Here is a 23,539-nt window from a genome sequence, read left to right as displayed (position 1 = left end):
TTGAATAAAAATTATGTGATACGAGATTTTGTTTTTCTCTTTTTCAAACACCCGTTCACCGCCATAACCAAACAGTCGATAATTCCGTCTTGCTTTCCGTTTGGGAATGTTTTGATCTGATCTAAAAAATAATCGTTCCAATTCCCTCGAATGAGTTTCACACGCCTTGATTCGCATATTGGCGAAATGTCGGTTGCTCTTGCTGTTTTGTCTTTTATCGGGTTTTCTCCCTCTTTAATATTCAACCTTGAATCCCGTTTCTTTTGCTGAACCAATGATTTTCCACTTGCTTTCGGTTCAACAGTAATCATTGATTTGCTTGTATATCCATGAGCCGAAGCAAATGTTTCGACATATCGAACGAGGTCCGGGAATTCTTTGTAAACACCTTCCGCAAATCTTATCAAACATTCGTTGTTGAATTCTGCATACTGAAGCATTCCGGATTCATCGTTGTCGGTGTTATCAGTATATGCAGGGTCAATTGTCGTGTCCCATGTTAAGTTTGAAAATTCGGGTTTCCAATCAATGATGTCGAACCATTGAGCCTTTAATATCCCCCCTTCCGGTGGTGCTGTTTTCTGCTGAAACTGATTATTATATCCGTAACTACCAAGATCAATTTTTGCCTCTTTTAAAACGATGTGGTCCAATCTTACGGGGTCAAGAAGTCCGTTAATATATTTTTCTTTCAAACGTGAGGGCTTAACATCTTCAGACAATTCCGCAGGAAGACAAATGTGTTTTATCATTTCACCTTTTTTGCTCAACATAGATCCTGTTACATCGTTTTCATGTAACCTTTGCATTACGGTAATAGTCGGCGTATTCTTTTTGTTGATCTTTCTGGATGATAATGTTTGTGTTGAATGCGCAATCGCGGCTTTACGGTCCGCCTCACTACTTGCCTGTTTTGGGTTTAATGGATCATCATTGATAATAACGTGTGCGTGTTTCCCGGTAATTGCTCCACCTGTTGATGTTGTATTTCGGGTTCCACCATTTATATTTTCATAATTCTGTTTTGCTGATTTATCCGGTCTTAACTTAATATCTGGGAAAACCCTTTTGAACTTTTCCGATAAAATAATATCTCTTGACTTAATTGCGTGTTCGGTTGATAGATCAGAAGCGTATGAATTGGTGATAACCCTAATCGTTGAATCTTTTACCCATAACCATACCGGGAACATGATTGTACAGATTGTTGATTTTGATGTTCCTGGGGGAATGTTGATAATTAGATCATAAGGTTTTGGCAATCGGTTTATAATATAATGTGAAAGCTCTTGTAATTCATCACACAAATATGGAATGTGCCAATTATAAACGGGTTCCTCTTTAATAATTACATCCCAGAACAACCGAACAAAGTCGAAAAATGAATTTTCGCACCTTTCTTTTTGTATAGCGGTTAAAAGTCCTTCATTAATCTTCATGTTTTGCTTTTAGAGAAATATCAAAGAATAATTTCTTTTCTTTTTCAGAAAGATTGGAAAGGTCGTAATTCATATTATTGTTAGTTTGTTCAATAATCTGCCTTTCATTCCAATTTGCCCTTTGGCGATTACCCAACCAAAATTTAATTGCGTTAGTATCTGGAGGCAATTGTTCCTGTAATTCAACAACCTGAACTTTTTCAATGATCTTTTTGGTCTTTGTGTCTATTACCTTTACTTTAACCTCTTTTTGTTTCTTAATTGAAGCACCCAAACAGTTTTGAAATAACGAATTCGCAACCTGCATATCTGCAATTTCTTTTCCCGCGCGTATGGACTCTAAAAACACGGTGAAATTTTGTTTCCAATTATTTATTGTAGCTTCACAAACACCAAAGAATTCGGCTAACTGTTTATCAGTTGCACCAAGCAAACAATAATTATATGCTTGTTCGGCATACTCTGGTTTGTATTTCGTTTCTGCACCGCCTTCATTTCCTGCTGCTACCTGATTACCCTCTGTAAATTTTCCGTCTGGTGATCTTCCTTTATTTTGCTTTGCCATTTTATCAAGAATATATTTTAAACATTTCAACACAAAACCAAACGATCAATATTATTTCAAGTGATATTAAATACCCTTTCACAATCTTGATGTGAATTCCTACGTTTTCCAACCATTCCTTTTCAATCTGTTTTATGGCATCGTATTTTTTAATAATTTCTATGTTCTTTTGATTGTTTGTTTTCATGTCTTATTTAATATTTAATTCTTTTCCGGTTAATGCGAAATATAAATTTTGAACTTGATGAACATATTCTAATTCATAGGATAAACCAGGTTTTTCAACTCTCAAAACTTTCTTACCCCTGTGCCAAATTTGAATTCCCCCTTTTGAATAAGCATCATATGTATATTCCGAAGGTTCCATTTCCTCAAATCCAAGTTTTAACAACCATTCAAGAGTTAAGGGAATTGGTTCAATATTTTCAATTGGTGTATCAATCCAGCTTACGCCATCTAACAATTCAATTATCCACTTGTCGGAATACCTTTTATCCTTTAAAGGTTTTGGGCTTTGTATTCCAGAAACTATTAATTGCATCCCGTTATAGGCGACAATGTTTTTTATTTTTAGTTCTTCAGATTTCATGTCTCATTTTCAATTAATTGCATATACAAATATACTGAAAGTTTATCAATGATGTACCTTTTTAACGCAGGTTTGGGGAATATTGCGTTTAGTCTTTCGCGGTTTCATTTCCCAATTATAATTGAGGTCGTAATTGTGTGAGTTTCCCTCAAGATCATATTTATCTTTACTGAAAGAAATTTTAACAAAGGTCCTCATTCCTTCCTCGACATTATCGTTCACCTTGTGAATATTGAATTGGTTCAGTCTTAATATTGAACTATCCGGATAGGTGATTTCGTTTTCAATCAAGGCTTGTTGCTTCATTTCAATCAATGACAATTCATCATTCAAAGTAAGGTTGAATTTTGTCGAATTGAAAATTGTCGGGTTCTTATCACTCCAGATATAATTTATATCATTTGTTAAAAATCCATCAGAGTGATAACCTGGTCGGTTCATCTGCTTTTTCTTTGAAACAAATTGTCTTTTCGTGGTAAGGTAAATATATGAGTTGACAAATTCATCAAACCCGAATGTTTCCTTAAAATCCATGATGATTTTCAAAATCAATGTCGAAAATACTTTTAACCGTTCCTCGTAAATTATAAATTCACTTCCTTTCAGTTTGATCGGCAAGTATTGGTAAAACATCATTTCTTTGCATTCAGGCAAAAACCATTCGGTTGCAACTACTTTTGGAAGGTCGCCGTATGCTCTTATGAATTCCGCCTTTCCTGAAGTAAACAAGTTCTCGAATGTGATTATTGACATTCCGTCAATTCCTTTTGTCTTTGTGTTCTTAAAGAAAACTTTGTTCCCTGGAATGATTTGAGTGATTTCAAATTCGGTTCCGGAATATTTGAATTTTTCATTTGTTGTATAAAGTAGCTTATTCATGATGATCTAATGTTTTTTTGAATTTTTCTTTATAATGTTCAATCTCCATTCCTTCCGAGCAACATTCGATGAACTCAATTATAACATCTTTCATTTCGGCTTTCTTATCCTGAACAGTTACCCCAAACGATTTTAATTGCTGTTGGTAGTCATCTTTGTTGTTAGTGTACATTTCGATCATTTCATCGCATTCGGCAATATTCTCTTGCAATTCCTCAATTTTTTCATCCTGTTCAATTTCGCATTCTTCTTCTCTATGACATTTATCGCAGATCATAATGTTCGGATGCCACTTATCAGATCCGTAACCGTCATTCAAATCAAACCAATCACCACAATGTATGCAAGGTGTTGGCATTTCCATTTCTTCAAAATCGTCCATTTTCTATTTATTTAAAAGTTCGTCAATCTCTTTTGCACAAATATCAATCATAGATGAAGCCAGGTCCGAAGGACTTATATCGTTGTGAGCTTTCAGCAACGCCCCGGCTTTTATCAATTCTTTAATCCTGTTGTCCGGTGAGGGTTTCCAATGCTCCTTTGCAAATGGAAAACTTACCGGGGGAATTTCGGTCCCATATCCGTGTTCTCTGAATTTTTCGGCGGAATGATAACAACACGCTGCATGAAACAATTCATCGTTTTTGTATTGGGAATCATGTTCGGCGGTGTACCCCTCAACCTCAATTTGTCTTTGGCGTTCCTGATTGATTAGATCAATGCCTGATTTATTAATTTGAAATACTACTTCTTCTCCATGTAAATAAAGTTTTCCACGGTTGCTACAAGCTCCACGCCCGCTTTTAGAATGGTAGTTTGAACATTCTGATTTTTTGCATTCACCTCTGTCAACAACCTCGCCATCATAGGTACACCAAATAAATTCCGAAGTACGATCATCCGGGACCGCCTCAATAAGTTTCACCTCTGTCAAACCTTCTTCAAACGCCTCATTCAAATGATCTTGTAAAGGATAACAATGAGTACTGTCAATGCTGCTAAAATATAATTTAACTGTTTCCATAACCTATATGATTTTTTATATTTTGAACATATTTTTCATTCTTTGGCTTCAAATGCGATATTCTTTGAACATGAAATATTTTGATAGGGTAAGTGTCTATATCTTCAGCAAACATAAAATCCTCACCATTTGCAGCAATATTTCCGTTTTTATCAACCCATAGATATTTTTCCGACATTGGCAATTCGGGGATTGCACCAGGAAAAGAGTTGATCCAATGATTTTTTGAACGGATCTCAAAAACCAATTGTCCATTAATTTTTATTTCTGTCATAATTTTGTTGTTTTATTAATTGTTTTAAGTCGTTTTCAATTTCCTGGTAATTGTCGGCGGTGTATCTAAGAATTCGCCAACCTGATTTTGTGGCAAGGTTGTATTTGATAACATCCTTTTTATACCCGGATAATGTTGTATGTCCTGATTTTTCGGAAAATATACCTTCATATTCAATTGCAATCTTAAATTCAACGATCGCCCAATCAAACCTGAATTTCCGCACGTCATTAAAAATGAATTCCTCTTTAAATTCTAATCCTGAATTATTTAAAACCGAAATGATATGAAGTTTATATTTCCCGATTGATTTTGGTATCTTAACCTTGTTTTTAGGCTCTTTTGGTATTGAAACGGATTTGACCTTCCCCCGAAGTTTTTCGATGTCTTTTTTGGTCCATAATGTCATATTCCAATTGCTTTCCTAATATTATATTGAGCATCCAAATAACCTTTGTTTTTTGCCTGATATGCTGTATATGAAAATATTCCCGCAAGCGTTGAAAAATCGAATTGACAATTTTCATTATGCCCATAAAATTCATTCCCATCTTCATCGTACAAAACATAATGTGGTTCTTCATTAGCCTCACTAACATTTGAAAACTCAAATCCAAAAAGTGTATTAAGAATTTCATTTTGTTCTTCAATTGATATTTTTTCTGTAAGTTTCATTTATTTTTATTCTGATTTAATAAGTGTATTTTTTTAATCATTTTTTGCCAAGCCTTTTCAAATTCTAATTCTGAAATTTCTTGTTCAAGTGAATGAACATAACCTTTATCTTTTGTGTCGATGTTAACGCGACCGTATTTGTCTGTTTGAAAACTAAACCCTGAATAATTAGAAAGACATTCACCGGAATTTGAAACATATAAATCGCTTTCTCTTATGTCTGTAATCCTTACATATAAAAACCAATAGTCGGAGGGTTTTTCAGGGCATGAATAATTGTTTCTAATTTTAAAACACTTTCCAATCAATTTTTGAAATTCAGGAAAATGTTTTCTGATTATTTCCTTTTCTTCAAGTTGAATTGTTTCTTTCAATTCCTTTTGTAATTGCATTCTTTTTTCTGATAATGAATTGCTCATATTTTATAATTTTAAAAGTTTTTTGATTGTTCTGTTTAATCTTGCGTTTTCCGCCTCAAGGTCTTTTATTTGGCGGTCTTTTTCTTTAATTGCCTCGTTGTATATCCTTTTTTCAAATTGGGAGAAATTTTCGGCGTTTCTGCAAGTGCAACGGCGGGGACCATAGACAGCCGCTCCCATACACCCAGGAATATGAACCTTTCCCGCAATTTCATCATAGATATAATGACATTTCATCAAGCTGCTTTTCTTTGTTCAAATAACCTGTGTGCAGTTGCCTCGCATATTTTTCGAGCCATTGTAACTTCAACAGCATTTCCGATGAACTTTTTTTGATCTGCCTGGGTTCCGATAAGAACATAATCTTTTGGGAATCCCATGATTTCTTTTAGTTCCTGAATTTTTAACATTCTCATTTTAATATCCATCAATCCATAATGTGCCATGAATTCTTTTATTTTTTGCATCATTGGGGAATCTGTTTCATAAATCTCATATACTATCGTATTTTCAATGATTTTTACAAACGGGAGGATTGAACCGTATTCGGTTATTTCCATTAGATAAGGCGGCGTTTTATCCATTCTTGCAATAAGTGTGAAACAAGGTTGTTCAACATCGTTTCCAATTCTTTTATATTGTGCATCCATCAGATAATGCCATTTTCTGTTTGCCGTTATTGTGGGTGCAGGAACTTCAATACTACTGCCAACACTTTTGAAATTTGGGTTCATAATCCATTCGGCAGAAACTTTTGCATATTTAGGATTGGTTGTAATAGCACCAAGCACGGTTTCAATTGATGAAGGCTTACTATTTCCGAATTGCTGATCTATAAAGCTGCATTCAACTTTTGCAATCCTATCTTTTGTTGTAACGGTTGGGGAGGGTTCTTCCGGTGAATGTATTCCACCATTTCCATAATATGTTGTTAAAAATTTCGGCTGAACAAGTGCGTGACTATCAATTGTTTTAATTGTTCCCGCGGGTCCTTCGACTGTAATATTCTTATGTTCTGGTTTTCCAGAATAATATTTTGAAAGAAAACTTACACCCAACAACCCCAATCTTCCTTGTGTCGAAATAGTTGGGCAAGGTTCATCAATGCTTGGTGGAATGTGTTTTCTGGTTTTTCCATTAATTGAGTTGTATTTAAGCAACCATTTATCCTTTCCTCCCGCAACAAACTTTATTAACCCGTGATAAATTCTTTCAAGCGTTGCCTCTACTAATGGTTTTTTTCTTGTGAAAACACTCTCGCCTTCATCATCAAAATCTAAAACATCTTTAACGGGTCGCCATTTTTCAAGGCTTTCAAATAATCCGGTTATAGGGTTTTTGGAGTGAGTTGGTTCCGGGAATACAATCGGAAATCCTTTTTTATTAAATTGCGCGAAATACCTTTTGCGTGAGGTTAAAGCCCCATAATCGGCAGAATTTAGAATGCGGTAATCAAAATTATATCCGAAATTCTTAATATGATTTACCCATTTTATATACGATCTGCCTTTGTCTTTGCTGATCGGCTTTCCTTTTTCATCCAGGTCCCCCCAACTCATAAATTCCTCTACATTTTCAATTTGAATTGAATCAGGATCTAACGCCTCGATGTAACGGTCCAAATGTTCGGCGAGTGTTCTACTATCGGCATCACGAGCCAACCCGCCTTTTGCTTTGCTGAAATTCGTGCATTCAAGGGAAGCCCAAAGGACCAATTTTGCAAACGGATATTCCTTGCGCATTTTTGTAACATATTCAACCAATGGACCCAATTCAAGGGTTCTTATGTCTTCAGTGAAATGAAGCGATTCCGGGTGGTTTTCTACGTGTGAGGCGATCGCGTTGGCATCATGATTAACACACGCAACTACTTTTGCACATTTTTCTCCATTCACTTTTGCTGTTTCTACTCCTGTTGAGGTTCCGCCCGCACCACAAAATAAGTCAACATATAAGAGGCTTACAGCAAGTAACCCCAATTGTATATATTTATTTTTCATTTTAGTATTCTTAATTAAAAATTGAAACATTAAGTGCTGCATGATTTTTTATTCTGTTTACAGCAGAATTGTAATAACCCTCATTGATCTCACACGCGGTTAGATCAAAACCATACTCCAGACAGGCGATTGCGATTGAACCGCTACCAAGATGTGTGTCAAGTATTTTATCATCAGGTTTTGCAAATTTGTCTAAAATCCATTTGTATAATGCAACAGGCTTTTGAGTTGGATGAATTCGTTTTTCCTTGTTTTTCATATCTTCCTGGAGCATTCCGGACCACCTGTATTTGAACATTCGAACGGAATTATTGAATGATGTGTAAGCAAGTTCACAATCTGCAAAACTCACTTCGCCGTTATCCTTATTCCAAACTATCCACGAAGGACTGTCTAAGGCAATTTTTGAAATGAAATGATTTGCACCCCAGATGATTTGATTTTTTGAAACTCTTATGAGTTCTTTAAAATATTTTTCATCGGGACATTCCTGGTCCCATAGAGTGTTATTGTATTTTTTCTGCTTGGTAACGCCCCCGCCTTTGCCGCTTGTATAACCACCTTGAATATTTTTACTGCCGTACGGCGGGTCAACAATTGCTATATCAAAAAACTTATCCGGATAACGAGACATTAAAGTCATGTTGTCCTCATGAGATATTTTTATATTATTTTCTACAAACATTATTTTGACTTTTTGTAATTGTTATACTTTGAAATTCTGCTTCTGTTTTCCTGATAAGTTTCTTGTAAGGGCTTTAACCATTCCGTTTTGCTTTTGGCAACATCAACAATTTTGTTTTTATAATTTTTCTTGAAATCTTCCATTTCAGTAAGGGAAGGCATCGTTTGGGTTTCCTTTTGGCACATTGTAATAGTTTTGAATTGTGTTTAAATCTGAAAATTTTTGATATTCTGCACTCCAACCGACAACAAGGTCACTATCTCCGCAATGCCTGTTTTTAGCTGTTATCACGAGTGCTTTCCCCTCTGTTGAGGTTTCACCCTCTTCCTCTTCCTCCCAGGTCATAATACCATAATATTCCGGTCTGTATGGGAAAATGATGATGTCCGCATCCTGTTCAATGGCTCCTGATTCTCTCAAGTCGGATAATTGAGGTTTTTTGTTAGGTCTTTTTTCAACCTCACGACTTAATTGAGAAAGCGCGATCACGGGAATGTTGAGTTCCTTCGCTAACAATTTCAATTCCCTGGAAATGAATGTTACTCTGTCAACTGTACTCATTTTCTGTTTGGTGCTTATTAGCTGTAAATAATCAATAACAATCAGTTTTGTTTTTTTCTCACTTGCAACGTGTCTTGCCCTTGACTTTATTTCTTCCCATTGGAAAAGTGAATCATCATAGAAAAAGGGGATATGTTCAAGATTTCCGCAATTGAATATTTTCTCAATGTCTTCCTCTGTGAACCTTTTCTTTCTAATCCTGTTCGCGGAAATTCCCAATTCATTCGCGATAATTCTTTTGTGCAATTGAATGTTTGCCATTTCAAGCGAAAAGAAATGAACCGAATAATCGTTAATTGCTGCGTGTTTTCCAAGCTCTAATGCTAACGCCGTTTTCCCCATCGCTGGACGTGCCGCAATTATTATCAAGTCTGAATTTTGCCAACCCTGGTTTTCTTCCTGTAATTTTGAAAATGGGATAGGGACCCCCGGAACAGAATCAGAATGAACATATTCAATAAACTCTTTCTGAATATCAAAGAACGATTTGATTGGCTTTTGACCGCTTAAATAATTATGAATTTTATTGGTTTCTGAAGTTGTGAAATCAAGCAATTCAAAAACATCTGTATTATCATTGTAAGCCCTTTGTATCATTGTATTCCCCGCTTCAATAATCTTTCTTGTGATGTACTTTTCCCAGATCACACGGCAATGATATTCAATGTGTGCCGATGAACTAACCCCCATCGTAAGACCGATAACATAATGATCACCCCCGGCTCTCTCAAGCTCATTTGCTTTTTTAAGTTGCTGAATAACTGTCATAAGATCAACCGGAACATTTTTCGATTTCAACCAACATATCGCCCTGTAAATCTCTTTATGTCGTGGGTCGTAAAAGACTTCAAAATTGTCTCTAACAACCTTTTCGGTATGATTTAACCCCCTTGCATCAATTAGACACGTCCCAATAACCAATTTTTCAAAGTCAACTGCATTTGGTGGAATAATACCATGTGATGTACTCATAATTTTTTTCTTTTAGGTTGATACACAACACCCTCATTTGGTTGGTTCTTATTTTCATCTAAATTGTCTAACCATTTCGCTTCAAATCCACCCCACTGTTTTTTTGTGATGATAGCGAAAACTTCATCCGGGGACCGTCCTGTTTTCTCAATCTCGCGAATGAAATTATCAAAGGCAACTTTGGTGTTTACAAGCCGTTTTTTTCGGCGGACCTGCATAAAATGTTCAATAAGGTCTTTATCAAATCCATAATCCGTTAAAGATTTCTTGAATGAAAATTTATCGGTTTGTGGTTCCTCTGGTTGTTCCTCTGGAATTTCTTCAGGAATTGGAAGGTGTATATATTCTTTTGTTTCTTTTTTTAAAAGAATATCACTATCACTATCACTATCACTTACACTATCAGCGATGTTCGCGATACTTTTATCGCATTCGCGACCATTTGCGATATTTTTATCGCGTTTGCGATTTTTCGCGATCTGTTCACATTCCTCAAGTGTCAATTCATTTTCAACATACTTGTCATATAAATCAGGGTTCCATTTCTTTAGATTCCCGATTTTTCCAGATTCCGAGTTTTTTTGAACTTTACCTTTGTAATTTTTAAGATTTCTTTTTAAAGATTGCTTGATCGGTTCAAATGCAATTTCAACTGCGAAATCATCGGTCTGGGGGTCTAAGTCATTTACATACTCAAGGATATGAAGGAACAACTCACCTGCTTTTTCTTTGGGTAATTTTCTAACCGTATGAATGATGTCGGTGTATAATAAAAAACTGTTCTTTCCTTCTGCCATGATTACTTTTAAATTTTTTAGTTTCTACTTTTTCGCCTGGATTTCCATGAAAAGGACAGGTTTTGTTTTTACGATAGAAATTTTCTGTCTTTTACTTTCATCACTAAAAACACCTTTATGATCTCTTATGCCTAATATTTCGGTTATAATCATTGGTCTGCCGTTGTAGTCAAGCATATTTGCACCGACTTGAGGAAGATTGTTTTTTTCGCTTACTACCGAATGAGTGTTGTCCGGATATTTGAAAAGCCCTTGATACGAACCTTTTCTAAATTCCTTTTGCTTTTTTGCCAGATCATGCCCGTCTGTGAACTGTATGATCTTTTTTTCTTCTGTTGCTGTATCCATGATTTTGGTATTTATTATTGTTCTTTGTCGAAATAAAGTGCGTAGAATTTGCCCTTTTCATCTTCGCCCTGTTCCAATTTGTTGCGATCACCATGAATGTAGATGTGGAAATTTTTATCTAACTTGATAATGCTTTTAAAGTGTCGTTGAGCTTTTTTAACGGCGGATGTATTGATCGGGAATTCTTCGGAAATACTGATCTGCATATCCTGTTCATAATCGCTTTTAAAGTTTTCAAAACTTTCGATTACGCTTTCATCAACAAGGACTTCGTTTTTGAATTCGTCAAAATCAAATTCCTCTTTCTCTTTAAAAAAGTTGATTGATTTGTTGAGAAAATTAACTTGATCTACTTTTGTAACCTCAAATTCCTGAGGCAACTGTTTTGTAATAAAATCTTTGTAAACGGACAATGTTTCTTGTGTGTGGAAATATTCATCATCGCGCTGCCTAACTTTCAAAAAGTCCTCAAACCAATAGTAAACATCGCCGTTTTTGTTGTTGTCAATAACTGAAAGGACATACCCAGATTCTTTATTTGTATTATAAATCAAAGCTGCTTTATCAATTTTTGACAAACCAATTCCATGATCTTTTTCGATTTCAACCGATTCAAAATCATCACTGAACGATATTTTTAAGAACGGTTCTCTTTTTTCGGTTTTGAAAATTCCTATTTTATCAACACTTTCTGGAGTTCCGTCTCCCTCAAAATATGCGATGAATAATTCGCCGCCCTGAATTCGTGGGTTTTCCGCCGATTCGTAAAGGTGTTCAGCAATATGAACCGATTCATTAAGTAACTTGGATTGATTTTCAAAAATCTCTGTTACCGAATTATAGACCGGATTGTTGGTTAAATACGAATCACTATAAAACTGATATGTTTCTTCGTTTTTGAAAGAACCTAAAAAATAGTTTTCAAGTAATTCCGACATTTCTTCATTCAGTTGCAACGGTTCCTGGAAAAGAATTAATGATTCACCGTTGATTTTATTTCCGACTTTGTGTACTGTAATATTCATTTTTATGATTTTAGTTGTTTAAAAGTGTTTTTGCTACCTCTTCTTTTAAAAGTCCGTTTTCGTTAAGTTTTACAACCAATTGGGAAGCGAACATTAAATCGTATCGGTCTTTAAGAGTTTTACCATGAGCGGCTGCAAGTTTTTCAATTTGCTCTTTCGGGCTGTTCCAACCTTGATTATTCTCAAAGGTTTTCAAAATGTATTGCTCTATGGTAACAAGCTCTTTATCGTAACCGAATTTCACTTTTCCGTTTTTAAAAAAATCATTGATGAAGTATTGGATTTTTTGACAGTATTGTTTTTCAATTTCTTTGGCGACTGTTCTTACTATTTGATCTTCAACTTTATCCTTAATGCTTTTCCATACATTACTTGTAACTTCTTGTTGAATTTTTCTTTCCAAGGCTTCATTAAATCCTTGATCTTCATCTATATAAATATCTTCTAAGTCTACTGTTATGTTAAGTTTCATTATAATTGTTTTAAATGTTTATAAATTATATATACCAGACTTTAAATCTGTTTTTTTGAATTTCTTCCTTTATGCAACTAACTTTGTAAATGTCTTTCAGGTCCTTAATTCTTCTTCGTAAATCGCCAATTCCATATTTAAGCAATGCCGAAGCCGTGGTAAGCCTTTCGCCTCTCAATAAAGCCTCTATCACTATTTTACATTGACCTTTGAAATGTTCCATATTTTCATTCAAAATATTTTGAGAAAATGGATTGTTTTCAATGCGGTCAATAGGTTCTGTAAAGTCAAATTCAAGTTGCATTTCTTTAATTTTTTAAGGGTTGCAGTATTGTTTTTGAAATTGTTAATGTCAGATCATTTAAAAATTCTCTACATCGTTCTGTTTGCTCATGAAGCAATTCAATCTTTTCCTTTGAATATTCTGTTTGAAAAACTTTAATTCGTAATTCTTCAGGTAAAGGGAAAAAATCATCAAACCATTCTATTTGAATTAAAGATGATTGATTACAAAAATCTTTCAACCCTTGTTCTGTGTAAATCATTCCGGATATTTTTTCAACAACCAACGAAATACTTTCTTCTCTCACTTCGCCATCAAGCCCCATTATATTGTGTTTCCAATTCATTCGTCTTAATTCATCTTCAATAATGTTAAATGGGGTGTCTACAAGGCAATAAATTAATTCAGCCTCTTTTATTCCGGTTAGATCCATATAACCTTGCAATTGCCAATCATAATCTGAATTAGTTATTTCGGTGTCATACATTGGAAATGTTGAAAAATCAAATGAGGATTTAAAGTCTCTAACTTTACCTTGTATATTGTCTGGTTCCCCAGTCTTGTATTTATCCGAAAACCTTTGTTTGTTTTTGATTAAAAGTTTTCCAAAAACATTTGTATAAAGTGAAATTGATTTTTCTTCAACTGTAATACCTTTTTCAAGGTATTTACTCTCAATAGTTTTTTGACGTTTCATCATCACCTCACGGTGAAGCCCTTTTAAATAGGTTTTTGCAGTTTGAGAAATTTCCGGTTTTGCATCCCTTTTGGTAATAAGCTCACCCATTTGTTTGGTTTGAGGGTCGGAAAGGAATTTTCCTTTTGCTGAATACTCTTCACGTTTTGCATACAATGAAGCAAGTAATTCAGATTGTTTGTCCGTTAATCCTGGTTTCTCTGCTCCAATCATTATTTTACCAAGTGATGAACAACGGAATAAATAATTATTAAAATCTATTGCATTCATTTTTGCTTTGATTTAAATTGTTTTTCTTTTTGTGCGTACATTTCAGATAATTCAGGGTAATCGCTTAAAAAAGGGGCGCATTCCTCTAATTTTTCAAGGCTTTCCGCATTATTTATGAAACTTTCAATTCTTGATTGCTCTTCATTAACCGCCGTTACATCTACCGTTTTGGTATTATCTACATATTCAAAGCTGCCTTCTTCGACCTGAACAGATTGATCGGCTAATTGTGCAGTCTGCATTTCAATAGATACTGGAGCATATTGTGATAATGTATTTTTTAGGACTGTTTTTTTTGCCATTGCATCAAATTGATCTGCATCATTCCAGGGTGAAAAAATCAATTGATTATTTTTATTTTTCTTTCCATAGGTTTGACTATATTTTGAGGCGTGTTTCTTTACCTTTTCCACGCTCCAGAAAGACATTTTTTCAAACCCATTGATAAGACGGAAATAAGCAACATAACCAACAATATTACCCTCGCCCTCAATATCAAAATTCCCGATCAGTTCTTCGGTTAACCGATTGAAAGACGTGAATTGATTCTCATATACCTCGACTACATTAATTCGGGAAAATTGCCCACTCCTTTGAGCCAACTGAACAAAACCTTTCCAGCCTAATTGAAATTGTGCTTGTCCTTTATATGGCACTATATATGCAAGCCCTAAATTTGGGTCGATTGGTAGGTCCAATGTTGCTGCCGTAGCCGCTGCATTTAAAACAGTTTGTGGATTAGCCTGTGATAAAAGATTGTTTCCGTTTATAGTCTGCAATACGGAAGAGATAAATCCTTGCGCCTTTTTTCCTAGCAGTTTTTCAAATCTCTCTTGTATTGATTTTTGCTTAAATAGTGCTTGTGTTGTTAATTCGTTTGACATAGTGATTTTTTATTTGAGATATTAAGCAGTTTGAAGTTTTTCTAATTCAGCTTTTAGACTTTCAATTTTTTGTATTTTGGCTTCTTGTTCTTTCTCTTCAATCAATTGTAAAATATTTGAAAGTCTGTCATTTGGAATGCTTAGCTTCATAAAAGAATCGTGTTCATGAACACATATTAATGTCAGTTTAGGATTGATTGATAGATTGAAATCATAATCATCAATGTTTACTTTTATTTGAATCCATTCACTATTTAAAATGATTTCTTTAATTATAAATTCACAGGCTGTGATTTTGTTGATGAAGTAATTTTGAACTTCTAAAATTTTATTTTTCATAATCTTAAATTTTACCGTAACCATAGTTTTTGAATAATTCATCTTGTTCAGCTCTGTATTCTCTGAATGATTCGGCAGCCCTTTCTTCGGAACCAAGAAGCCATTCTCTTAAATCATCAAGTTTTTTTTCAAGATGTTTATCAATTACACATACTTTGACATCATCACATTCAAGATTATAAATCCCGTTTTCTGTTCTTACTATGGACCAATAAGCGTTGTTATCTGCCATGAATAGACCGAACCAATTTGCTCCGGATTTGCTGTTTTCATTTACATCAAATTCCTGAAATTGTAATTGGTTTGCCAATTGTGCGGCTTTTTGAAAATCTTTCCCGTTGAATGAATTTGATTTTTCAACCGTTTGTTGTACTTTTGTTGTAATCATTGGTTTAACATTTATTTGTTGAACATTAGCCGTCTGTTAGCGCAGGTGGCTTTTTTATTTGTATGTTGCCATTATTTTCGCCTTTAATTCGGCGTTCTTTTCAGCTTTTGTTTTTGGCTGCCCTTCTTGGGCAGTTACCACGCCACCCAGAAAGGCTTTTAAATCAGCTTTAACATGAGACAAATCCGTCTCTATTTTTTCAATGCTTGACAGAATTTCGATTGCTTTTTGTTCTGTCATTGGTTCTTTCATATCGCATCAATTATTGCTTGTTTGTCTTCTTCAAAAATTTCATCATCATCCCAACCCGTGTGTTTTTTAAAAGACTGAATAATGAAAATGTTCTCTATCATCTTTGTTTCTCGGTAAGCATTTTGGTAGAGGTCTTCTCTTTTTTCCCCTGTATCTTTTTCAATTGCTTCCCTCAATTTTCGATCTTGTCGAATTTTACGGTAAACCGTATTCTTGAGTTTACGAGGAATTGTTATATTTGCTTGCTCTTTCATTTTGAAATGTCATTTTGATATAGCAAAGATATAGCATTGCTATATAATATACAATAGCATTGCTATAATAGTTATGTTAAAATTTTGTTAAATTTTGAAATTTTATTTTAATGGACGTTAAAGAAAGGCTTAAAAAGTACCTGGAATACAAGGATATTAAGCATATAGATTTTACAACATCAATTGAGGCATCTGGTGGCTATATTAATGCTATAAGAAAATCAATATCCGCTGATAAGATTGCTATTATTAAAATTAAGTACCCAGACTTAAATATTGATTGGTTGCTGTATGAAGAAGGTGAAATGCTAAACAGGAACAATAGCAATGCTATACAGCCGAATTTTTCAAATGCTAAAATTCTAAATGAAGATGAGGACTTTGTTTGGCTTGAAACAATTAAAATTCCAGAAAAGGCAGCTTTGGGAGCGGCATCAAATTTTTTTGCTGAAAGCTACATGAATGAATTAGAAAGGGGTAGAGTGAGGGTTAAGAAAACCCACAAAGGCGATTATTATGAAGTTGAGGCAACTGGATATAGTATGGATGATTCGACAACAAAGGCACTTTTGGATAAAGATTGGTATTTAGCACGTGATATTCCACGAGACTTTTGGAAAAGTAAATTGCATTTGAATCATTGGAATGTGTTTTATTTTCTACACAATGAAAAAGGTAATTTAATTAAAGAGGTAATAGACCATAACCCGGAAACAGGTGAGGTTGTACTTCATTCATGGAACCCAGACAAAAAATTATATCCTGATTTTACAATAAACTTAAAAGATTGCTACATTGTCGGAAACGTAGTAAAATTGATAAGTCGGGATTTTAACATTTTCTATTAAATCATAATTAATTAAACAATATGAAAAAAACAATTTTATTTCTTACGTTAATATCCTCAACATTTTTATTTTCTCAATCGCAGGAGATAAAAACAGAAACAAATCAAGCCAAAAAGAAATATCCAGAATATGTTTTTTTGGTGGATATAAAAAAATCAGAGGAAGGAAATTTTTTAATTGAAAAAGAAACAATATTAAAAAATGGGAAAAAAGAAGATGTTAAAATTCCTTTGAAAGCAAATTTCGGAAACCATGAGCCAACAGAAAGTGATCTTGGGAAAATAAATATCAATTTAGATCAAACTATTTGGCTTGCTAAATTCAAATTAAAAAACCCTGTTACTTATGTTCCAACATCAGTAAATATAACAAAACTTGAATTATCTTGGAAAATTGTTCTTTGGTACTATGCAAAAAATGATTTGGGGATTGAAAAAGAAGGTATGCAGATTTATAAGTATGATTTAACTGGAAAGGAAATAAAATAAATGTTAATACCCGATCAACAAATATTAAAACTTCCTGAAATCCTTAAAAATGATGGGAAGATAGAATTCATTACAGATTTCTACAATCAAACAGGGATTTCAAAGTCATATTTTTCAAATGTGAGAAATCAGGATAAACGTGATCGATCTTTTCATTTTACTGTTGGTCAAATAGAAATAATATGTAAAAAATACGGTGTTGATGCAAATTGGATTTTCGGCATAACCGAGAATTTATACAGAAAACAGGAAATAGCAAAGGGAACTTTAAGGTGAACTTTCGATAACAAATAAACGCGTTCTTTAAAATATTAATTTCGTAAAAGTCTGATTATCAAATCGGTTCTTTTTTCATGATAAAGGGGGCATTGCCTCATAATCAGGTGGTCCCTGGTTCGAGCCCAGGTGGGACCACAATAATATCAACCACTTACAGCAACGTAAGTGGTTTTTTATTGCTATTCTTTAAAATTCTTAACTTTGTAATCTCCAACAGTTATTTAATAACAAAAAACCAAAACAATGTCAATAACAAACGAACATGAATTAATAGGAATGCAGAAAGCAAGTGAAGCTGTTGCATATACCTTAAAAGAAATGATTAATTATGCTCAGCCTGGTATGACGACAAAAGATCTTGATGAGTACGGGGCCAAAATACTTTCTGAATTCGGTGCAAAATCTGCTCCTTATCTTACCTATGGATTTCCGGGATGGACATGCATCAGTGTAGATAATGAGTTTTGCCACGGTATTCCTACAGATCAACGAGTTTTGAAAGAAGGAGATTTGATTAACATTGATGTTTCTGCAGAATTGAATGGCTTTTGGGCAGATAATGGCGGTTCTTTTATCATCGGAAAAGATATCAATCAACATCAAAAATTAGTTGATGCTTCTAAAGATATTTTAGAGAAAGCAATCAATAATATAAAAGGTGGCGTAAAAATAGCTGATATCGGATTCTTGATGGAAACTGAAGCTAAAAAAAGAGGTTTTAAAGTCATTAAAAACCTTGGCGGACACGGTATTGGAAGGAGTTTACACGAAGAGCCGAATGAATTACTAAATTATAGAAACCGTTTTGATAACAGAAGATTCAAAAAAAATTCTGTTGTTGCGATTGAAACATTTATCTCAACATCTTCAAATCTTGCCGTAGAATTGAAAGATGGTTGGACAATGGTCGGGAATAAAGGCGGTTACATGGCACAGCACGAACATACAATCGTTGTGACCGACGGAAAACCAATTATTTTAACTCAAATGAATGAGATATTGAACTAAATAACCAAATTCTATTTTTATAAATAGTTATTCCAATAAATACAAACACTTACAAAAATGTAGGTGTTTTTTTGTTTTTATAGTGTTGATTATTAATGATTTTTAAATTTTAATAAAATTATTTCCAACCTTTTTGGTTCACCAAGCATCTTTATAGATAGAGACAATTATTAACCTCAAATATTTAAAATATGAAGAACATATGCCTGAAACTTTTGCTGTTTTTCCCGATGTTATATTGGGCGCAAATACCGATTATTGAAACACCCGATAAAAAAGGAGGATTTGAGAATAATAATAAGGTTATTCTTCAGAAACTGAATATCGAAACCAAAATTACGGGCGGAATTTCCACCAACGTGATCACAATGGTTTTTAAGAATAATTCTAACCGATTGATGGAAGGGCGATTGACTTTCCCTCTTCCGGAAGGAGTAAATGTGAGCGGATATGCTTTGGATATTAACGGAAAACTGCGAAATGCCGTTCCTGTAGAAAAAGAAAAAGCAAAGGAAGTTTTTGAAACCATTCAAAAAAGAAATGTTGATCCGGGAATTTTAGAAAAAGTTGAGGGAAACAATTTCCGTACAAGAATTTATCCGATCAATGCAAATGGTGGTGAAAGAACAGTTCAGATTTCTTATAATTATGAATTGAAAAAACAGGGAAGTAATTACCAGTATTTTTTACCGCTTAATTATTCTACTCAAATTCCTGAGTTTACTATAAAGACAAGCGTTTTTCAGAATTCGGTTTCTCCACAGTTGGAAGAAAAGCCTGACGGAAGTTTTAATTTTGTTAAAAACGGAAACGTTTGGGTTGCCGAAACCCATAAACTGAATTATAAACCAACTCAAAATCTGAAAATTAATTTTCCTCAAAATGATGAAAATCAAAATGTATTAATTCAGAAAGCGTCGGATAATTCTTCTTATTTTCTTGCTAATTTAGGAGTCGATCCTAAAGAAAAAGCAAAGAAATTACCTAATAAACTAGCCATTATTTGGGATAATTCTTTAAGTGGATCAAAAAGAGATCATGCAAAAGAATGGAGCTTATTGGAAGAATATTTTAAGGTAAATAAAAACCTTTCCGTGAAAATTTATTTCCTTAATAATACGTTTGATGAAGGAAAAAGCTTTAAAATAAACGATGGAAACTGGAACGAATTAAAATCATATTTATCCCAAGTTACATATGATGGCGGAACTGATTTCGGACAATTAAAATCAGTAAAAGAAGATGAGATTTTATTTTTCACGGATGGACTGTCTTCTTTCGGAGATCTGAAATTGACTATAAAAAATCCGGTTTACACAATTTCATCATCCAACAATGCGAATTTTAATCAATTAAAATTTATTAGTAATAAAACTGGAGGTGAATTTTTAAATTTAATTGAAAACGATCCTAAAAAAGAAGTGCGTAAACTGTTGTATCAGTCTTTAAAATTCATAGGAATTGAAAATAATTCTTCATTAACGGAAGTTTATCCTTCGTTGTCACAAACAATTTCTCAGGATTTTGTGTTAACAGGTATTCTGAAAGGAAATCAAACAACCATAAAAGTTTTATTTGGTTACGGAAATGAAGTAACAGAGGCAAAAGCGATTTCTTTAGACGTGAATAAGCAATCCGTAAAAGATTGGGAAATTTCACAATTCTGGGCTCAGAAAAAGCTTAACGAACTGGAAATTTTTGAAAAACAAAACAAAAATGAGATCAAAAATATCAGCAGACAATTCGGTTTGGTAAGCAACAACATGAGCTTGATGGTGTTGGAAAATGTTCAGGATTATGTTCGATATGAAATCAGTCCGCCATCTGAACTGCGTGAAGAATACAATCAGATTGTAAAAAATAATCAGGCTAAAAAAGATGTTCGCGTCAATGATCTAATGGCAAAAGCTGAAGTAATGACTGAGAATCTAAAAAAATGGTGGAATACAGATTTTGAAAATAAGCCAAAATATTATCCTACACCCAGAAGGTCAAAAGATACAGCCAGAGTTATGGATATTGAAGAGGTTGTAATGGTAGGTTATTCAGCTAGGACAGTAAATAGATCAGTTGCGAGTGCGTCAAGTACTGTTGTTTCATCTCCGATAGCAAAACCTTCATTGCAGGACAATGTAGTACAGGCTCTTGAGGGTAGAGCTCAGGGAATATCTATCAGAGGAGCTGGTTCTGTGCGTGGAGAGTTAAAGAGTAAAGAGATCGCTGAAACAATCATTCAAAAAGGAAAAATCACAACGATAGATGTAAAATCAGACGCTGCTTACATGAAGTTTTTTGAGTCTGCTAAAAAATCAGAAGAGATCTATCAAATTTACCTTAATAACAGAAAAGACTACGCTGAAACACCGCAATATTATTTTGATGTAGCTCAGTTATTTTTCAAAATTGATGATAAAAAAACAGGATTAAAAGTATTAAGTTCTATCGCTGACCTTGATCTTGAAAATGAGGAATTATATAAATTATTGGCCTATAAATTAAAACAAGCTGAGGTTTACGATAAAGAACTTTGGATCAGTAAAAAAGTGTTGGAATGGCGACCTTTCGATCCTCAAAGTTACAGAGATTATGCACTGGCTTTAGAAGATAACAAATATTATCAGGGAGCTTTAGACAATTTATATAAAATTTTAAATCAGTCTTACACCCGCGAAATGGCCAATCGTGACCATGGAATTGAGGAAACCATCATCATGGAAATCAATGAACTGATCAGCAATCACAGAAATGAGCTAGATCTTAAAAATATCAACCCAAAAATCATTGCAGATCTGCCTGTGAACATCCGAGTGGTGATCAACTGGAACAAAGACAATACAGACATTGATCTTTGGGTAACAGATCCCAAGAATGAGCGTTGCATGTATTCTCATAAATCAACGGAAATTGGAGGAAGATTAAGCGATGATTTCACAGGAGGTTTCGGGCCGGAGCAGTTTTTACTGAAAAAAGCTATCAAAGGAAAATATAAAATTGAAACTAATTTCTTTAATGAAAACCAAGTAAGTATTGCAGGAGCAACGGCAATTATGGCTGAAGTTTTCATCAATTATGCTTCAGGAAAACAGGAAAGAAAAATCGTGGTTTTCCAAAATAAAAGTGAGCGTGATACAAGTAATCGTGATGGCGTTTTAATCGGAGAATTCGAATTTTAGATAAAGGATGTAATATGTTAATATGAATGTTAGTGTGGCAGGAGTCGGTTTTTTTACCGGCTCTTGCTTTTTTATTACTGAATTAGATCTAAAAATGATTATTTTTAAGTTGAATAAAAAAGATACAAGATGAAACAACTATTTATTTTTTTTCTTTTCGTTTTGGGCACTCAATTAAAAGCCCAGAAAGTTTTTTCAACCGAATATTCTAGTCAGGCGGATGTAAAAGTTTTTGTGGTTGAATATGAAAGTCAGGCCGATCTTAAAGTTTATAAAGTTCAGTATGACAGCCAGGCGGGAAGCAACGACGGGAAATGGTTTTTTACAGAATATGGAAGTCAGGCCAAAAAGAAAATCTTTTTTGTTGACTATGAAAGCCAAGCTGATCTTAAGATTTTTTTTGTAAAATATGACAGTCAGGCGGGATGGCGAAATAACAGTAAAAAACAACTGTTATATTGATCTTACTTTAGTTAAAACCTACAATTTCGACTAATTTTTTAATAGTATTAGAGATGTCATGTTGAGCCTGTCGAAACATCTTTTCAATCTAGTTAACTTTTTATAAGTAGATTAAAGAATTAATTTTTACTCCCTTTTCATTTCTATTAATATTATTCTTAAATTTCTAAAAATCAATTTCTATTTTCCTTAAAATAATTGATTGTCAATGTGTTTTGAGTTTTGTATAGTTTCGTTTATTATTTTTATATACATTTTTAATAAACACAAAACAATGAGCACAAACAATCAAATCAGTGTAGAAATTCCTCAAAATGTATTGGATGAGGTTTCTCAAAAACTTCAGGAATGTAAAACTTTATTAGCTCCTTACCTTCAGGCGTTAACTCCGGAGGAAAGGCAGTCTATTTTCAAAATGGGCGACAAAACCTTAGCAACTGTTGAAAAAGTAAAAGGCTATCTGGAAACCAATCCTGAATTTGCCCCTCCATACATGGACAAAGCCGAATTCCTGAAAGATGTGGCAGTAGCTGCGAACCTTACTCCTTTGAAGAATATTGCAAAACAATTATCTGCCGACCTTGAAGATACAGTAACCCTAGCCGGAAGTGAGGCATTAACGGCTTCTTTACTCTACTATGGCATCACAAGAGAAGCCGCAACAAAAGGAGTAACGACTGCCAAACCGGTATATGAAGACCTCAGCAAAAGGTTTAGTAAAAGAACGAACAAAAAAAGTATCGACAAAAGTCAATAGGACATCACCTTTCAAACAATAAGCATCTCTAAAAGGATGCTTATTTATTTTTTCAGGCTTCTGAACTTCATGGATGAGGTTCGGAGCTTTTTTGTTCAGGTTAAAGCTTGATATTTTAGGTTCGGAACCTAATATTTTATGTTGTGAGCTTGATTGAAGAAGTAAAAAGTGTATTATCTTAAATTAAAAGGTTCTTCGAATAGGTTATAAACTTAAAAGAACAGGTGAAAAGGTTCTTCAATGATGATAAAAGTAAAAAAGCCAAAGGGGAATCTTTGGCTTTCTTAAAAAATATTAAAAATTGAAAAACAAAATTACTTTCTATGATATAAAGTGTTTAAAAATGGCAGGAGAGTAAGTAGAATTGTATGAAAAATACCCCTGCCAATACAAACACTAAAATGAAATTCGTGGTTTAATAAATTTAAATTAA

The 23,539-nt window shown here is 33.9% G+C and carries 34 protein-coding genes; 7 read left to right on the top strand and 27 right to left on the bottom strand.

Going from position 1 to position 23,539, the window contains the following annotated elements; genetic code table 11:
* Positions 1–11: 11 nt before the first annotated feature.
* Genes AC1Q7L_RS13550 through AC1Q7L_RS13420 form a run of 27 tightly spaced genes read right to left on the bottom strand, consistent with a single transcriptional unit; the run spans position 12 to position 16,091 of the window.
* On the bottom strand, positions 12–1,439 hold the full coding sequence (locus AC1Q7L_RS13550; protein ID WP_492306389.1) for a phage terminase large subunit family protein: 1,428 nt from the start codon (positions 1,437–1,439) through the stop codon (positions 12–14).
* Entirely contained in the window at positions 1,429–2,004 is a 576-nt protein-coding gene (locus AC1Q7L_RS13545; RefSeq protein ID WP_492306388.1) for a terminase, read from the bottom strand. The genes AC1Q7L_RS13550 and AC1Q7L_RS13545 overlap by 11 nt, the downstream gene beginning before the upstream one ends.
* A gap of 4 nt (positions 2,005–2,008) precedes the next feature.
* Positions 2,009–2,191, bottom strand: coding sequence for a hypothetical protein (locus tag AC1Q7L_RS13540; RefSeq protein ID WP_492306387.1), 183 nt, complete (start codon positions 2,189–2,191; stop codon positions 2,009–2,011).
* Positions 2,192–2,194: 3 nt separating this feature from the next.
* The gene (locus AC1Q7L_RS13535) at positions 2,195–2,593 is read right to left on the bottom strand and encodes a hypothetical protein (protein WP_492306386.1); all 399 of its coding nucleotides are present in this window, start codon (positions 2,591–2,593) and stop codon (positions 2,195–2,197) included.
* A 45-nt stretch (positions 2,594–2,638) separates the two neighbouring features.
* Positions 2,639–3,472 (bottom strand): hypothetical protein, encoded by an 834-nt coding sequence (locus tag AC1Q7L_RS13530; protein ID WP_492306385.1) that lies wholly within the window; start codon positions 3,470–3,472, stop codon positions 2,639–2,641.
* The gene (locus AC1Q7L_RS13525) at positions 3,465–3,854 is read right to left on the bottom strand and encodes a hypothetical protein (RefSeq protein WP_492306384.1); all 390 of its coding nucleotides are present in this window, start codon (positions 3,852–3,854) and stop codon (positions 3,465–3,467) included. The genes AC1Q7L_RS13530 and AC1Q7L_RS13525 overlap by 8 nt, the downstream gene beginning before the upstream one ends.
* Before the next feature lie 3 nt (positions 3,855–3,857).
* Positions 3,858–4,496 (bottom strand): hypothetical protein, encoded by a 639-nt coding sequence (locus AC1Q7L_RS13520; protein ID WP_492306383.1) that lies wholly within the window; start codon positions 4,494–4,496, stop codon positions 3,858–3,860.
* Positions 4,483–4,770 (bottom strand): hypothetical protein, encoded by a 288-nt coding sequence (locus AC1Q7L_RS13515; RefSeq protein WP_492306382.1) that lies wholly within the window; start codon positions 4,768–4,770, stop codon positions 4,483–4,485. The genes AC1Q7L_RS13520 and AC1Q7L_RS13515 overlap by 14 nt, the downstream gene beginning before the upstream one ends.
* Positions 4,751–5,179 carry a putative endonuclease domain-containing protein gene (locus tag AC1Q7L_RS13510; protein ID WP_492306381.1) on the bottom strand — a complete coding sequence of 143 codons (429 nt, stop codon included), beginning with the start codon at positions 5,177–5,179 and terminating at the stop codon, positions 4,751–4,753. The genes AC1Q7L_RS13515 and AC1Q7L_RS13510 overlap by 20 nt, the downstream gene beginning before the upstream one ends.
* Entirely contained in the window at positions 5,176–5,445 is a 270-nt protein-coding gene (locus AC1Q7L_RS13505; RefSeq protein WP_492306380.1) for a hypothetical protein, read from the bottom strand. Before AC1Q7L_RS13505 ends, AC1Q7L_RS13510 begins: the two co-directional genes overlap by 4 nt.
* Complete coding sequence (locus tag AC1Q7L_RS13500) at positions 5,442–5,864, bottom strand: hypothetical protein (protein WP_492306379.1); 423 nt, start codon at positions 5,862–5,864, stop codon at positions 5,442–5,444. Before AC1Q7L_RS13500 ends, AC1Q7L_RS13505 begins: the two co-directional genes overlap by 4 nt.
* Before the next feature lie 3 nt (positions 5,865–5,867).
* A complete protein-coding gene (locus tag AC1Q7L_RS13495) occupies positions 5,868–6,101 on the bottom strand; it encodes a hypothetical protein (RefSeq protein WP_492306378.1) in 234 nt (77 codons plus the stop codon).
* Positions 6,101–7,864, bottom strand: coding sequence for a DNA cytosine methyltransferase (locus tag AC1Q7L_RS13490; protein ID WP_492306377.1), 1,764 nt, complete (start codon positions 7,862–7,864; stop codon positions 6,101–6,103). Before AC1Q7L_RS13490 ends, AC1Q7L_RS13495 begins: the two co-directional genes overlap by 1 nt.
* A 10-nt stretch (positions 7,865–7,874) precedes the next feature.
* Positions 7,875–8,549, bottom strand: a complete 675-nt coding sequence (locus tag AC1Q7L_RS13485) for a DNA methyltransferase (RefSeq protein WP_492306376.1) — start codon at positions 8,547–8,549, stop codon at positions 7,875–7,877.
* Positions 8,549–8,734 (bottom strand): hypothetical protein, encoded by a 186-nt coding sequence (locus AC1Q7L_RS13480; protein ID WP_492306375.1) that lies wholly within the window; start codon positions 8,732–8,734, stop codon positions 8,549–8,551. Before AC1Q7L_RS13480 ends, AC1Q7L_RS13485 begins: the two co-directional genes overlap by 1 nt.
* A complete protein-coding gene (gene dnaB, locus AC1Q7L_RS13475) occupies positions 8,694–10,082 on the bottom strand; it encodes a replicative DNA helicase (protein WP_492306374.1) in 1,389 nt (462 codons plus the stop codon). Before dnaB ends, AC1Q7L_RS13480 begins: the two co-directional genes overlap by 41 nt.
* Positions 10,079–10,879 (bottom strand): DUF6291 domain-containing protein, encoded by an 801-nt coding sequence (locus tag AC1Q7L_RS13470; protein ID WP_492306373.1) that lies wholly within the window; start codon positions 10,877–10,879, stop codon positions 10,079–10,081. Before AC1Q7L_RS13470 ends, dnaB begins: the two co-directional genes overlap by 4 nt.
* 24 nt (positions 10,880–10,903) lie before the next feature.
* Positions 10,904–11,227 (bottom strand): hypothetical protein, encoded by a 324-nt coding sequence (locus AC1Q7L_RS13465; RefSeq protein WP_492306372.1) that lies wholly within the window; start codon positions 11,225–11,227, stop codon positions 10,904–10,906.
* Positions 11,228–11,241: 14 nt separating this feature from the next.
* Positions 11,242–12,252 (bottom strand): nucleoid-associated protein, encoded by a 1,011-nt coding sequence (locus tag AC1Q7L_RS13460; protein ID WP_492306371.1) that lies wholly within the window; start codon positions 12,250–12,252, stop codon positions 11,242–11,244.
* Between the two features lie 10 nt (positions 12,253–12,262).
* Complete coding sequence (locus AC1Q7L_RS13455) at positions 12,263–12,724, bottom strand: hypothetical protein (protein WP_492306370.1); 462 nt, start codon at positions 12,722–12,724, stop codon at positions 12,263–12,265.
* 25 nt (positions 12,725–12,749) lie between these two features.
* Positions 12,750–13,028 (bottom strand): helix-turn-helix domain-containing protein, encoded by a 279-nt coding sequence (locus tag AC1Q7L_RS13450; protein ID WP_492306369.1) that lies wholly within the window; start codon positions 13,026–13,028, stop codon positions 12,750–12,752.
* Between the two features lie 4 nt (positions 13,029–13,032).
* The gene (locus AC1Q7L_RS13445) at positions 13,033–13,974 is read right to left on the bottom strand and encodes a hypothetical protein (RefSeq protein ID WP_492306368.1); all 942 of its coding nucleotides are present in this window, start codon (positions 13,972–13,974) and stop codon (positions 13,033–13,035) included.
* Positions 13,971–14,858 carry a recombinase RecT gene (locus tag AC1Q7L_RS13440; protein ID WP_492306367.1) on the bottom strand — a complete coding sequence of 296 codons (888 nt, stop codon included), beginning with the start codon at positions 14,856–14,858 and terminating at the stop codon, positions 13,971–13,973. Before AC1Q7L_RS13440 ends, AC1Q7L_RS13445 begins: the two co-directional genes overlap by 4 nt.
* Before the next feature lie 21 nt (positions 14,859–14,879).
* A complete protein-coding gene (locus AC1Q7L_RS13435) occupies positions 14,880–15,197 on the bottom strand; it encodes a hypothetical protein (protein ID WP_492306366.1) in 318 nt (105 codons plus the stop codon).
* A 4-nt stretch (positions 15,198–15,201) separates the two neighbouring features.
* Positions 15,202–15,585, bottom strand: coding sequence for a hypothetical protein (locus AC1Q7L_RS13430; RefSeq protein WP_492306365.1), 384 nt, complete (start codon positions 15,583–15,585; stop codon positions 15,202–15,204).
* Between the two features lie 54 nt (positions 15,586–15,639).
* Positions 15,640–15,837 (bottom strand): hypothetical protein, encoded by a 198-nt coding sequence (locus AC1Q7L_RS13425; protein ID WP_492306364.1) that lies wholly within the window; start codon positions 15,835–15,837, stop codon positions 15,640–15,642.
* Entirely contained in the window at positions 15,834–16,091 is a 258-nt protein-coding gene (locus AC1Q7L_RS13420) for a hypothetical protein (RefSeq protein WP_492306363.1), read from the bottom strand. Before AC1Q7L_RS13420 ends, AC1Q7L_RS13425 begins: the two co-directional genes overlap by 4 nt.
* A 110-nt stretch (positions 16,092–16,201) precedes the next feature.
* Between AC1Q7L_RS13420 and AC1Q7L_RS13415 the strand changes: the two genes are divergently transcribed.
* From AC1Q7L_RS13415 to AC1Q7L_RS13385, 7 genes are all read left to right on the top strand, one after another.
* The gene (locus AC1Q7L_RS13415; protein WP_492306362.1) at positions 16,202–16,939 is read left to right on the top strand and encodes a hypothetical protein; all 738 of its coding nucleotides are present in this window, start codon (positions 16,202–16,204) and stop codon (positions 16,937–16,939) included.
* A 20-nt stretch (positions 16,940–16,959) separates the two neighbouring features.
* Positions 16,960–17,427 (top strand): hypothetical protein, encoded by a 468-nt coding sequence (locus AC1Q7L_RS13410; protein WP_492306361.1) that lies wholly within the window; start codon positions 16,960–16,962, stop codon positions 17,425–17,427.
* The gene (locus tag AC1Q7L_RS13405) at positions 17,428–17,703 is read left to right on the top strand and encodes a hypothetical protein (RefSeq protein ID WP_492306360.1); all 276 of its coding nucleotides are present in this window, start codon (positions 17,428–17,430) and stop codon (positions 17,701–17,703) included.
* Positions 17,704–17,949: 246 nt separating this feature from the next.
* Positions 17,950–18,714, top strand: a complete 765-nt coding sequence (gene map / locus AC1Q7L_RS13400; protein ID WP_492306359.1) for a type I methionyl aminopeptidase — start codon at positions 17,950–17,952, stop codon at positions 18,712–18,714.
* Between the two features lie 191 nt (positions 18,715–18,905).
* Entirely contained in the window at positions 18,906–21,887 is a 2,982-nt protein-coding gene (locus AC1Q7L_RS13395; RefSeq protein ID WP_492306358.1) for a DUF2135 domain-containing protein, read from the top strand.
* A 129-nt stretch (positions 21,888–22,016) separates the two neighbouring features.
* The gene (locus AC1Q7L_RS13390) at positions 22,017–22,349 is read left to right on the top strand and encodes a 7(1) septoil knot domain-containing protein (RefSeq protein ID WP_492306357.1); all 333 of its coding nucleotides are present in this window, start codon (positions 22,017–22,019) and stop codon (positions 22,347–22,349) included.
* 274 nt (positions 22,350–22,623) lie between these two features.
* A complete protein-coding gene (locus tag AC1Q7L_RS13385) occupies positions 22,624–23,106 on the top strand; it encodes a hypothetical protein (protein ID WP_492306356.1) in 483 nt (160 codons plus the stop codon).
* The last annotated feature ends 433 nt before the right edge of the window (positions 23,107–23,539 follow it).

This window comes from Chryseobacterium sp. GW823-FHT05E08, from assembly GCF_058795655.1.
The sequence above is the reverse complement of the archived record's forward strand: the minus strand, read 5'-3'. Positions and strand labels throughout refer to the sequence as shown.